The organism is Klebsiella quasivariicola, from assembly GCF_002269255.1.
GTDB classification, from domain to species: domain Bacteria; phylum Pseudomonadota; class Gammaproteobacteria; order Enterobacterales; family Enterobacteriaceae; genus Klebsiella; species Klebsiella quasivariicola.
Map to the genome: position 1 here is coordinate 421132 of NZ_CP022823.1, position 10131 is coordinate 431262.

Consider the following 10131-nt stretch of genomic DNA (forward strand, 5'->3'; position numbering starts at 1 on the left):
TGAACGCCTAAAGAAATAAACGAGGAATCAAATGGCTCGTACAACACCCATCGCACGCTACCGTAACATCGGTATCAGTGCGCACATCGACGCCGGTAAAACCACTACTACCGAACGTATTCTGTTCTACACCGGTGTAAACCACAAAATCGGTGAAGTTCATGACGGCGCCGCTACCATGGACTGGATGGAGCAGGAGCAGGAACGTGGTATCACCATCACTTCCGCTGCGACTACTGCATTCTGGTCTGGTATGGCCAAACAGTATGAACCGCACCGTGTAAACATCATCGACACCCCGGGGCACGTTGACTTCACAATCGAAGTAGAACGTTCCATGCGTGTTCTTGATGGTGCGGTAATGGTTTACTGCGCAGTTGGTGGTGTTCAGCCGCAGTCTGAAACCGTATGGCGTCAGGCAAACAAATATAAAGTTCCGCGCATCGCGTTCGTTAACAAAATGGACCGCATGGGCGCTAACTTCCTGAAAGTTGTTGGTCAGATCAAAACCCGTCTGGGCGCGAACCCGGTTCCGCTGCAGCTGGCAATTGGTGCTGAAGAAGGTTTCACCGGCGTTGTTGACCTGGTGAAAATGAAAGCCATCAACTGGAACGATGCAGACCAGGGCGTAACCTTCGAATACGAAGATATCCCGGCTGACATGCAGGATCTGGCTGACGAATGGCACCAGAACCTGATCGAATCCGCAGCTGAAGCTTCTGAAGAGCTGATGGAAAAATACCTGGGTGGTGAAGAACTGACTGAAGAAGAGATCAAAAAAGCTCTGCGTCAGCGCGTTCTGAACAACGAAATCATCCTGGTAACCTGTGGTTCTGCGTTCAAGAACAAAGGTGTTCAGGCGATGCTGGATGCGGTAATTGATTACCTGCCATCCCCGGTTGACGTACCTGCGATCAACGGTATCCTGGACGACGGTAAAGATACTCCGGCTGAGCGTCACGCAAGCGACGAAGAGCCGTTCTCTGCACTGGCGTTCAAAATCGCTACCGACCCGTTTGTTGGTAACCTGACCTTCTTCCGCGTGTACTCCGGTGTGGTTAACTCTGGTGATACCGTCCTGAACTCCGTGAAAGCTGCACGTGAGCGTTTCGGTCGTATCGTACAGATGCACGCTAACAAACGTGAAGAGATCAAAGAAGTTCGCGCGGGCGACATCGCTGCTGCTATCGGTCTGAAAGACGTAACCACTGGTGATACCCTGTGTGATCCGGATGCGCCGATCATTCTGGAGCGTATGGAATTCCCTGAGCCGGTAATCTCCATCGCCGTTGAGCCGAAAACCAAAGCTGACCAGGAAAAAATGGGTCTGGCTCTGGGTCGTCTGGCTAAAGAAGACCCGTCTTTCCGCGTATGGACTGACGAAGAGTCTAACCAGACTATTATCGCCGGTATGGGTGAGCTGCACCTCGACATCATCGTTGACCGTATGAAGCGTGAATTCAACGTTGAAGCGAACGTCGGTAAACCTCAGGTTGCTTACCGCGAAGCGATTCGCCAGAAAGTTACCGATATCGAAGGTAAACACGCCAAGCAGTCTGGTGGTCGTGGTCAGTACGGTCACGTTGTGATCGACATGTACCCGCTGGAGCCGGGCTCTAACCCGAAAGGTTACGAGTTCATCAACGACATCAAAGGTGGTGTAATTCCTGGCGAATACATCCCGGCCGTTGATAAAGGCATCCAGGAACAGCTGAAAGCTGGTCCGCTGGCAGGTTACCCGGTAGTTGATATGGGTATCCGTCTGCACTTCGGTTCTTACCACGACGTTGACTCCTCTGAGCTGGCGTTTAAACTGGCTGCGTCTATTGCCTTTAAAGAAGGCTTTAAGAAAGCAAAACCAGTTCTGCTTGAGCCGATCATGAAGGTTGAAGTAGAAACTCCGGAAGAGAACACTGGTGATGTTATCGGTGACTTGAGCCGTCGTCGCGGTATGCTGCGCGGTCAGGAATCCGAAGTAACCGGCGTTAAGATCCACGCTGAAGTACCGCTGTCCGAAATGTTCGGTTATGCAACTCAGCTGCGTTCTCTGACCAAAGGTCGTGCATCATACACCATGGAATTCCTGAAGTATGATGATGCGCCGAACAACGTTGCTCAGGCCGTTATTGAAGCCCGTGGTAAATAATCCACAGGATTAAAACCTAAGTCCCGTGCTCTCTCCGAAGGGGAGAGCACTATAGTAAGGAATATAGCCGTGTCTAAAGAAAAATTTGAACGTACAAAACCGCACGTCAACGTTGGTACTATCGGCCACGTTGACCATGGTAAAACTACCCTGACTGCTGCCATCACTACCGTACTGGCTAAAACCTACGGTGGTTCCGCTCGCGCATTCGACCAGATCGATAACGCGCCGGAAGAAAAAGCTCGTGGTATCACCATCAACACCTCTCACGTTGAATATGACACCCCGACTCGCCACTACGCGCACGTAGACTGCCCGGGCCACGCCGACTATGTTAAAAACATGATCACCGGTGCTGCGCAGATGGACGGCGCGATCCTGGTTGTTGCTGCGACTGACGGCCCGATGCCGCAGACTCGTGAGCACATCCTGCTGGGTCGTCAGGTAGGCGTTCCGTACATCATCGTGTTCCTGAACAAATGCGACATGGTTGATGACGAAGAGCTGCTGGAACTGGTAGAGATGGAAGTTCGTGAACTGCTGTCTCAGTACGATTTCCCGGGCGACGACACCCCGATCGTTCGTGGTTCTGCTCTGAAAGCGCTGGAAGGCGACGCAGAGTGGGAAGCGAAAATCATCGAACTGGCTGGCCACCTGGATACCTATATCCCGGAACCAGAGCGTGCGATTGACAAGCCGTTCCTGCTGCCGATCGAAGACGTATTCTCCATCTCCGGTCGTGGTACCGTTGTTACCGGTCGTGTAGAGCGCGGTATCATCAAAGTAGGTGAAGAAGTTGAAATCGTTGGTATCAAAGAAACCGCGAAAACCACCTGTACTGGCGTTGAAATGTTCCGCAAACTGCTGGACGAAGGCCGTGCTGGTGAGAACGTAGGTGTTCTGCTGCGTGGTATCAAACGTGAAGAAATCGAACGTGGTCAGGTACTGGCTAAGCCGGGCACCATCAACCCGCACACCAAGTTCGAATCTGAAGTGTACATTCTGTCCAAAGACGAAGGCGGCCGTCATACTCCGTTCTTCAAAGGCTACCGTCCGCAGTTCTACTTCCGTACTACTGACGTGACTGGCACCATCGAACTGCCGGAAGGCGTAGAGATGGTAATGCCGGGCGACAACATCAAAATGGTTGTTACCCTGATCCACCCGATCGCGATGGACGATGGTCTGCGTTTCGCAATCCGTGAAGGCGGCCGTACCGTTGGCGCGGGCGTTGTAGCTAAAGTTCTGGGCTAATTCGTTAGCTTTGAATTAAAAAGGGCGCTTCGGCGCCCTTTTTGCTGTCTGCCGTTCAGAGGGAATGGGTGTTTAACAGTCTATTCATAACGTGCGCTGCTGCGGAGAATGCGGAAATGGTCTATTGTAATCATAACCATTCTCATTTAATATTTGTGCATAAATTAAACGGGAGTTTCTATGTACGTTTGTTTGTGCAATGGCGTCAGTGATAAAAAAATTCGCCAGGTTGTTCGTCAGTTTCAACCGCAGTCTTTTCAGCAATTACGTAAGTTTATTCCCGTTGGAAATCAATGCGGTAAATGTGTTCGTGCGGCGCGCGAAGTGATGGAAGATGAATTAACCACCATGCCGGAATTCAAAGAAATCGCCTGAAGTTCACGCTTCTCTTTTGACATCGCTATAGGCCGGACTACGCTTCAATGAGTGGAAGCGGAGGGACTATATAATGAAAGGTGATGTCAAAATCATAAGTTATCTCAATAAATTATTGGGAAATGAGCTGGTCGCAATTAATCAGTATTTTCTCCATGCGAGAATGTTCAAAAACTGGGGCCTGATGCGCCTCAACGATATCGAATACCACGAATCCATCGATGAAATGAAGCACGCCGATAAGTATATCGAACGTATTCTTTTTCTCGAAGGTATCCCGAATCTGCAGGATCTCGGCAAGCTTGGCATCGGTGAAGATGTGGAAGAGATGCTGCAGTCGGATCTAAGACTGGAGCTGGAAGGAGCGCAAAATTTGCGCGAGGCGATCGCCTATGCCGACAGTGTTCATGACTACGTCAGCCGCGACATGATGATTGAGATCCTGGCGGATGAAGAAGGCCATATCGACTGGCTGGAAACCGAACTCGATCTGATTGGCAAAATCGGTCTGCAAAATTACCTGCAGTCGCAGATCAAAGTGTCAGACTAGCCAACGTCTGCCACCCGCACCAGAAACCCGCAGCCGCCAGAAATGGCCCAAACGGCAGCGGGTTGTTCCCCCTCCATTTACTGCTCCCGCCGCACCTGGCGTACAAATCTGATACTGCCCACACTGTGCAGGCGAGAAGCGATGCAACCAGTAACAGCTGCGGCAGCATTCGCCAGCCATGCCAGGCGCCGAGGGCGGAAAGATATTTTATATCTCCATACCCCAATCCTTCATAGCCGCGAATCCCCCGATATAGCCAGTAAAGCGCAGCCAAAGAGAGATAGCCGGCTATTGCTCCCCAAACGGCATCATGGAGCTGCCGCGGTGCCAGACAGAGATAAAAGAGCAAACCACTCCACAGCAGGGGACAGGTGAAACGGTCGGGCAACAGACCGTGGCGCAGGTCCTGATGACATAATGCCACGGTCAATCCGCCGTAGCACAGCAAGAAGGGGAGGGCGGCGAGCATAAGTGACCCCGCGATGGATGATGAACAGTGCGTCACTATGCGCTTCCTCCCGCGTTCAGCACAAAAGGCATTTTCCGAGAATGGATGGCACAATCCGCACTCTTTCTCCGCATTGCAACTCCATACAGCGCGCAATCGCGAAGGCGCGCAAATCCTGGTGATGATTTTCTAAACAGCACTTGCGTCACGCCAGAATTTGCGTATAATGCGCGGGCCTGTCAAAGTTGACGGCCGGTTCAATATGAACCCTGGTAATCGCAGTTGGGTTATCAAACAATGTCCCCAATCGGGGGGCTATGTAAGAACGGTTACACTCTCCCATCAATCGTAATGGGTATGAGGAGTAATCATTTCGTCTATAAAATAATTGGAGCTCTGGTCTCATGCAGAACCAAAGAATCCGTATCCGCCTGAAAGCGTTTGATCATCGTCTGATCGATCAATCAACCGCGGAAATCGTCGAGACTGCTAAGCGCACTGGTGCGCAAGTCCGTGGTCCGATCCCGCTGCCGACCCGCAAAGAGCGCTTTACCGTTCTGATCTCCCCGCACGTCAACAAAGACGCGCGTGACCAGTACGAAATTCGCACTCACAAGCGTCTGGTTGACATCGTTGAGCCAACTGAAAAAACCGTTGATGCTCTGATGCGTCTGGATCTGGCTGCCGGTGTAGACGTGCAGATCAGCCTGGGTTAATCAGGTCATCGAGCGATTGAGAGGTTGAAACAATGATTGGTTTAGTCGGTAAAAAAGTGGGCATGACCCGCATCTTCACTGAAGATGGCGTATCTATCCCAGTAACCGTAATCGAAGTTGAAGCAAACCGTGTTACTCAGGTTAAAGACCTGGCTAACGATGGCTACCGCGCAATCCAGGTTACCACCGGTGCTAAAAAAGCTAACCGTGTAACCAAGCCGGAAGCGGGTCACTTCGCTAAAGCTGGCGTTGAAGCTGGCCGTGGTCTGTGGGAATTCCGTCTGGCTGACGGCGAAGAATTCACCGTAGGTCAGAACATTAGCGTTGAACTGTTTGCTGACGTTAAAAAAGTTGACGTAACCGGTACCTCTAAAGGTAAAGGTTTTGCTGGTACCGTTAAGCGCTGGAACTTCCGTACCCAGGACGCTACTCACGGTAACTCCTTGTCTCACCGCGTTCCGGGTTCTATCGGTCAGAACCAGACTCCGGGCAAAGTGTTCAAAGGCAAGAAAATGGCAGGTCAGCTGGGTAATGAGCGTGTAACCGTTCAGAGCCTGGACGTAGTACGTGTTGACGCTGAGCGCAACCTGCTGCTGGTTAAAGGTGCTGTCCCGGGTGCGACCGGTAGCGACCTGATCGTTAAACCAGCTGTGAAGGCGTGAGGAGATAGCAATGGAATTAGTATTGAAAGACGCGCAGAGCGCGCTGACTGTTTCCGAAACTACCTTCGGTCGTGATTTCAACGAAGCGCTGGTTCACCAGGTTGTTGTTGCTTATGCAGCTGGTGCGCGTCAGGGCACTCGTGCTCAGAAGACTCGTGCTGAAATCACTGGCTCCGGTAAAAAACCGTGGCGCCAGAAAGGTACCGGCCGTGCGCGTTCTGGTTCTATCAAGAGCCCGATCTGGCGTTCCGGTGGCGTTACCTTCGCTGCTCGTCCGCAGGACCACAGTCAAAAAGTTAACAAGAAGATGTACCGCGGCGCGCTGAAAAGCATTCTGTCCGAGCTGGTACGTCAGGATCGTCTGATCGTTGTCGAGAAGTTCTCTGTTGAAGCGCCGAAAACTAAGCTGCTGGCACAGAAACTGAAAGACATGGCTCTGGAAGATGTGCTGATCATCACCGGTGAGCTGGACGAGAACCTGTTCCTGGCCGCACGTAACCTGCACAAGGTTGACGTACGTGATGCGAACGGTATCGACCCGGTTAGCCTGATCGCCTTCGACAAAGTCGTAATGACTGCTGATGCTGTTAAGCAAGTTGAGGAGATGCTGGCATGATTCGTGAAGAACGTCTGCTGAAGGTGCTGCGCGCACCGCACGTTTCTGAAAAAGCGTCTACTGCGATGGAAAAAACAAACACCATCGTTCTCAAAGTTGCTAAAGACGCGACCAAAGCAGAAATCAAAGCTGCTGTGCAGAAACTGTTTGAAGTCGAAGTCGAAGTCGTTAACACCCTGGTTGTTAAAGGGAAAGTTAAACGTCACGGACAGCGTATCGGTCGTCGTAGCGACTGGAAAAAAGCTTACGTCACCCTGAAAGAAGGCCAGAACCTGGACTTCGTTGGCGGCGCTGAGTAAGTCGGAGGAGTAATACAATGGCAGTTGTTAAATGTAAACCGACATCTCCGGGTCGTCGCCACGTCGTTAAAGTGGTTAACCCAGAGCTGCACAAGGGCAAACCTTTTGCTCCGTTGCTGGAAAAAAACAGCAAATCCGGTGGTCGTAACAACAATGGCCGTATCACCACCCGTCATATCGGTGGTGGCCACAAGCAGGCTTACCGTATTGTTGACTTCAAACGCAACAAAGATGGTATCCCGGCAGTTGTTGAACGTCTTGAGTACGATCCGAACCGCTCCGCGAACATCGCGCTGGTTCTGTACAAAGACGGCGAGCGCCGTTACATCCTGGCCCCGAAAGGCCTGAAAGCTGGCGACCAGATTCAGTCTGGCGTTGATGCTGCAATCAAAGCAGGCAACACCCTGCCGATGCGCAATATCCCGGTTGGTTCTACCGTTCATAACGTAGAAATGAAACCAGGTAAAGGCGGTCAGCTGGCTCGTTCCGCTGGTACTTACGTTCAGATCGTTGCTCGCGACGGTGCTTATGTCACCCTGCGTCTGCGTTCTGGTGAAATGCGTAAAGTCGAAGCAGACTGCCGCGCTACTCTGGGCGAAGTTGGCAATGCTGAGCATATGCTGCGCGTTCTGGGTAAAGCAGGTGCTGCACGCTGGCGTGGTGTTCGTCCTACCGTTCGCGGTACTGCGATGAACCCAGTAGACCACCCACATGGTGGTGGTGAAGGTCGTAACTTTGGTAAGCACCCGGTATCCCCGTGGGGCCTGCAGACCAAAGGTAAGAAGACCCGCAGCAACAAGCGTACTGATAAATTCATCGTACGTCGCCGTAGCAAATAATTTTAGAGGATAAGCCATGCCACGTTCTCTCAAGAAAGGTCCTTTTATTGACCTGCACTTGCTGAAGAAGGTAGAGAAAGCGGTGGAAAGCGGAGACAAGAAGCCCCTGCGCACTTGGTCCCGTCGTTCAACGATCTTTCCTAACATGATCGGTTTGACCATCGCTGTCCATAATGGTCGTCAGCACGTTCCAGTATTTGTTTCCGACGAAATGGTCGGCCACAAACTGGGTGAATTCGCACCGACTCGTACTTATCGCGGCCACGCTGCTGATAAAAAAGCGAAGAAGAAATAAGGTAGGAGGAAGAGATGGAAACTTTAGCTCAACATCGCCATGCTCGTTCTTCTGCTCAGAAGGTTCGCCTCGTAGCTGACCTGATTCGCGGTAAGAAAGTGTCGCAGGCCCTGGATATTCTGACCTACACCAACAAAAAAGCTGCTGTACTGGTCAAGAAGGTACTGGAATCTGCCATTGCTAACGCTGAACACAACGATGGCGCTGACATTGATGATCTGAAAGTTGCGAAAATTTTCGTAGACGAAGGCCCGAGCATGAAGCGCATTATGCCGCGTGCTAAAGGTCGTGCAGATCGCATCCTGAAGCGCACCAGCCACATCACTGTGGTTGTGTCCGATCGCTGAGACTCTGGAGACTAGCAATGGGTCAGAAAGTACATCCTAATGGTATTCGCCTGGGTATTGTCAAACCATGGAACTCTACCTGGTTCGCGAACACCAAAGAATTCGCTGACAACCTGGACAGCGATTTTAAAGTACGTCAGTTCCTGACTAAAGAACTGGCTAAAGCGTCTGTATCTCGCATCGTTATCGAGCGTCCGGCTAAGAGCATCCGTGTGACCATTCACACCGCTCGCCCGGGTATCGTTATCGGTAAGAAAGGCGAAGACGTAGAAAAACTGCGCAAGGTCGTAGCGGATATCGCTGGCGTACCTGCACAGATCAATATCGCCGAAGTTCGTAAACCTGAACTGGACGCAAAACTGGTTGCTGACAGCATCACTTCTCAGCTGGAACGTCGCGTTATGTTCCGTCGTGCGATGAAGCGTGCTGTACAGAACGCAATGCGTCTGGGCGCTAAAGGTATCAAAGTTGAAGTTAGCGGCCGTCTGGGCGGCGCGGAAATCGCACGTACCGAATGGTACCGTGAAGGTCGCGTACCGCTGCACACTCTGCGTGCTGACATCGACTACAACACCTCTGAAGCGCACACCACTTACGGTGTAATCGGCGTTAAGGTATGGATCTTCAAAGGTGAGATCCTGGGTGGTATGGCTGCTGTTGAACAACCGGAACCGGCTGCTCAACCTAAAAAGCAGCAGCGTAAAGGCCGTAAATAAGGAGCGTCGCTGATGTTACAACCAAAGCGTACAAAATTCCGTAAAGTGCACAAAGGCCGCAACCGTGGTCTGGCGCAGGGTACGGATGTTAGCTTCGGCACTTTCGGTCTGAAAGCTGTTGGCCGTGGTCGTCTGACTGCCCGTCAGATCGAAGCAGCACGTCGTGCTATGACCCGTGCAGTTAAGCGTCAAGGTAAGATCTGGATCCGTGTATTCCCGGACAAACCGATCACCGAGAAGCCGCTGGAAGTTCGTATGGGTAAAGGTAAAGGTAACGTGGAGTACTGGGTTGCCTTGATTCAGCCGGGTAAAGTCCTGTATGAAATGGACGGTGTACCGGAAGAGCTGGCCCGTGAAGCATTCGGCCTGGCAGCAGCGAAACTGCCGATCAAAACCACCTTTGTAACTAAGACGGTGATGTAATGAAAGCAAAAGAGCTGCGTGAAAAAAGCGTTGAAGAGCTGAACGCTGAGCTGCTGAACCTGCTGCGTGAGCAGTTCAACCTGCGCATGCAGGCTGCAAGTGGCCAGCTGCAACAGACTCATCTGCTGAAGCAAGTGCGTCGTGATGTTGCACGCGTTAAGACTTTACTGACTCAGAAGGCGGGTGCGTAATGACCGATAAAATCCGTACTCTGCAAGGTCGCGTAGTTAGCGACAAAATGGAGAAATCCATTGTTGTTGCTATCGAACGTATGGTGAAACACCCGGTTTACGGTAAATTCATCAAACGTACGACCAAACTGCACGTACATGACGAGAACAACGAATGCGGTATCGGCGACAAGGTTGAAATCCGCGAATGCCGTCCGCTGTCCAAGACTAAGTCCTGGACGCTGGTTCGCGTTGTAGAGAAAGCGGTTCTGTAA

The 10131-nt window shown here is 51.6% G+C and carries 17 protein-coding genes; 16 read left to right on the plus strand and 1 reads right to left on the minus strand.

Annotation, left to right across the window (positions count from 1 at the left end; translation table 11 throughout):
- The first annotated feature begins 31 nt into the window (after positions 1–31).
- The 4 genes from fusA to bfr all read left to right on the plus strand — a co-directional run bounded on the left by fusA (position 32) and on the right by bfr (position 4325).
- Positions 32–2146, plus strand: a complete 2115-nt coding sequence (fusA, locus tag B8P98_RS02030) for an elongation factor G (RefSeq protein ID WP_025711918.1) — start codon at positions 32–34, stop codon at positions 2144–2146.
- Positions 2147–2215: 69 nt separating this feature from the next.
- Positions 2216–3400 carry an elongation factor Tu gene (tuf, locus tag B8P98_RS02035; RefSeq protein WP_004174069.1) on the plus strand — a complete coding sequence of 395 codons (1185 nt, stop codon included), beginning with the start codon at positions 2216–2218 and terminating at the stop codon, positions 3398–3400.
- A gap of 180 nt (positions 3401–3580) precedes the next feature.
- Positions 3581–3775 carry a bacterioferritin-associated ferredoxin gene (gene bfd / locus B8P98_RS02040; RefSeq protein WP_025713648.1) on the plus strand — a complete coding sequence of 65 codons (195 nt, stop codon included), beginning with the start codon at positions 3581–3583 and terminating at the stop codon, positions 3773–3775.
- Between the two features lie 73 nt (positions 3776–3848).
- Entirely contained in the window at positions 3849–4325 is a 477-nt protein-coding gene (gene bfr / locus B8P98_RS02045) for a bacterioferritin (protein WP_004206792.1), read from the plus strand.
- On the opposite strand, the gene B8P98_RS02050 is transcribed toward bfr, so the two are convergent.
- Positions 4309–4794, minus strand: a complete 486-nt coding sequence (locus B8P98_RS02050) for a prepilin peptidase (protein WP_025713647.1) — start codon at positions 4792–4794, stop codon at positions 4309–4311. The two genes, bfr and B8P98_RS02050, sit on opposite strands and share 17 nt — an antisense overlap.
- 13 nt (positions 4795–4807) lie before the next feature.
- On the opposite strand from B8P98_RS02050, the gene B8P98_RS30355 reads away from it, so the two are divergent.
- The 12 genes from B8P98_RS30355 to rpsQ all read left to right on the plus strand — a co-directional run bounded on the left by B8P98_RS30355 (position 4808) and on the right by rpsQ (position 10131).
- Positions 4808–4966 (plus strand): hypothetical protein, encoded by a 159-nt coding sequence (locus tag B8P98_RS30355; protein ID WP_157738350.1) that lies wholly within the window; start codon positions 4808–4810, stop codon positions 4964–4966.
- Between the two features lie 211 nt (positions 4967–5177).
- The gene (rpsJ, locus tag B8P98_RS02055) at positions 5178–5489 is read left to right on the plus strand and encodes a 30S ribosomal protein S10 (RefSeq protein WP_001181005.1); all 312 of its coding nucleotides are present in this window, start codon (positions 5178–5180) and stop codon (positions 5487–5489) included.
- Positions 5490–5521: 32 nt separating this feature from the next.
- Positions 5522–6151: a 50S ribosomal protein L3 gene (rplC, locus tag B8P98_RS02060; protein ID WP_002919796.1), complete on the plus strand. Its 630-nt coding sequence runs from the start codon at positions 5522–5524 to the stop codon at positions 6149–6151.
- A 10-nt stretch (positions 6152–6161) separates the two neighbouring features.
- Positions 6162–6767: a 50S ribosomal protein L4 gene (rplD, locus tag B8P98_RS02065; protein ID WP_002919794.1), complete on the plus strand. Its 606-nt coding sequence runs from the start codon at positions 6162–6164 to the stop codon at positions 6765–6767.
- A complete protein-coding gene (gene rplW, locus B8P98_RS02070; protein WP_000617546.1) occupies positions 6764–7066 on the plus strand; it encodes a 50S ribosomal protein L23 in 303 nt (100 codons plus the stop codon). The genes rplD and rplW overlap by 4 nt, the downstream gene beginning before the upstream one ends.
- Before the next feature lie 17 nt (positions 7067–7083).
- On the plus strand, positions 7084–7905 hold the full coding sequence (rplB, locus tag B8P98_RS02075) for a 50S ribosomal protein L2 (protein ID WP_002919786.1): 822 nt from the start codon (positions 7084–7086) through the stop codon (positions 7903–7905).
- A 16-nt stretch (positions 7906–7921) separates the two neighbouring features.
- Positions 7922–8200, plus strand: coding sequence for a 30S ribosomal protein S19 (rpsS, locus tag B8P98_RS02080; RefSeq protein WP_001138115.1), 279 nt, complete (start codon positions 7922–7924; stop codon positions 8198–8200).
- A gap of 14 nt (positions 8201–8214) precedes the next feature.
- Positions 8215–8547 (plus strand): 50S ribosomal protein L22, encoded by a 333-nt coding sequence (gene rplV, locus B8P98_RS02085; protein ID WP_002919773.1) that lies wholly within the window; start codon positions 8215–8217, stop codon positions 8545–8547.
- 17 nt (positions 8548–8564) lie between these two features.
- Complete coding sequence (gene rpsC / locus B8P98_RS02090) at positions 8565–9263, plus strand: 30S ribosomal protein S3 (protein ID WP_002919766.1); 699 nt, start codon at positions 8565–8567, stop codon at positions 9261–9263.
- Between the two features lie 12 nt (positions 9264–9275).
- Complete coding sequence (gene rplP, locus B8P98_RS02095) at positions 9276–9686, plus strand: 50S ribosomal protein L16 (RefSeq protein WP_002919759.1); 411 nt, start codon at positions 9276–9278, stop codon at positions 9684–9686.
- The gene (gene rpmC / locus B8P98_RS02100; protein ID WP_002919754.1) at positions 9686–9877 is read left to right on the plus strand and encodes a 50S ribosomal protein L29; all 192 of its coding nucleotides are present in this window, start codon (positions 9686–9688) and stop codon (positions 9875–9877) included. The genes rplP and rpmC overlap by 1 nt, the downstream gene beginning before the upstream one ends.
- The gene (rpsQ, locus tag B8P98_RS02105) at positions 9877–10131 is read left to right on the plus strand and encodes a 30S ribosomal protein S17 (RefSeq protein ID WP_002919751.1); all 255 of its coding nucleotides are present in this window, start codon (positions 9877–9879) and stop codon (positions 10129–10131) included. Before rpmC ends, rpsQ begins: the two co-directional genes overlap by 1 nt.

Coding starts and splice junctions, on each gene's coding strand:
- fusA (WP_025711918.1), top strand. CDS start 32: ATGGCTCGTACAACACCCATCGCACGCTACCGTAACATCGGTATCAGT.
- bfd (WP_025713648.1), top strand. CDS start 3,581: ATGTACGTTTGTTTGTGCAATGGCGTCAGTGATAAAAAAATTCGCCAG.
- bfr (WP_004206792.1), top strand. CDS start 3,849: ATGAAAGGTGATGTCAAAATCATAAGTTATCTCAATAAATTATTGGGA.
- B8P98_RS02050 (WP_025713647.1), bottom strand. CDS start 4,794: ATGCTCGCCGCCCTCCCCTTCTTGCTGTGCTACGGCGGATTGACCGTG.
- B8P98_RS30355 (WP_157738350.1), top strand. CDS start 4,808: ATGGATGATGAACAGTGCGTCACTATGCGCTTCCTCCCGCGTTCAGCA.
- rpsJ (WP_001181005.1), top strand. CDS start 5,178: ATGCAGAACCAAAGAATCCGTATCCGCCTGAAAGCGTTTGATCATCGT.
- rplC (WP_002919796.1), top strand. CDS start 5,522: ATGATTGGTTTAGTCGGTAAAAAAGTGGGCATGACCCGCATCTTCACT.
- rplD (WP_002919794.1), top strand. CDS start 6,162: ATGGAATTAGTATTGAAAGACGCGCAGAGCGCGCTGACTGTTTCCGAA.
- rplW (WP_000617546.1), top strand. CDS start 6,764: ATGATTCGTGAAGAACGTCTGCTGAAGGTGCTGCGCGCACCGCACGTT.
- rplB (WP_002919786.1), top strand. CDS start 7,084: ATGGCAGTTGTTAAATGTAAACCGACATCTCCGGGTCGTCGCCACGTC.
- rpsS (WP_001138115.1), top strand. CDS start 7,922: ATGCCACGTTCTCTCAAGAAAGGTCCTTTTATTGACCTGCACTTGCTG.
- rplV (WP_002919773.1), top strand. CDS start 8,215: ATGGAAACTTTAGCTCAACATCGCCATGCTCGTTCTTCTGCTCAGAAG.
- rpsC (WP_002919766.1), top strand. CDS start 8,565: ATGGGTCAGAAAGTACATCCTAATGGTATTCGCCTGGGTATTGTCAAA.
- rplP (WP_002919759.1), top strand. CDS start 9,276: ATGTTACAACCAAAGCGTACAAAATTCCGTAAAGTGCACAAAGGCCGC.
- rpmC (WP_002919754.1), top strand. CDS start 9,686: ATGAAAGCAAAAGAGCTGCGTGAAAAAAGCGTTGAAGAGCTGAACGCT.
- rpsQ (WP_002919751.1), top strand. CDS start 9,877: ATGACCGATAAAATCCGTACTCTGCAAGGTCGCGTAGTTAGCGACAAA.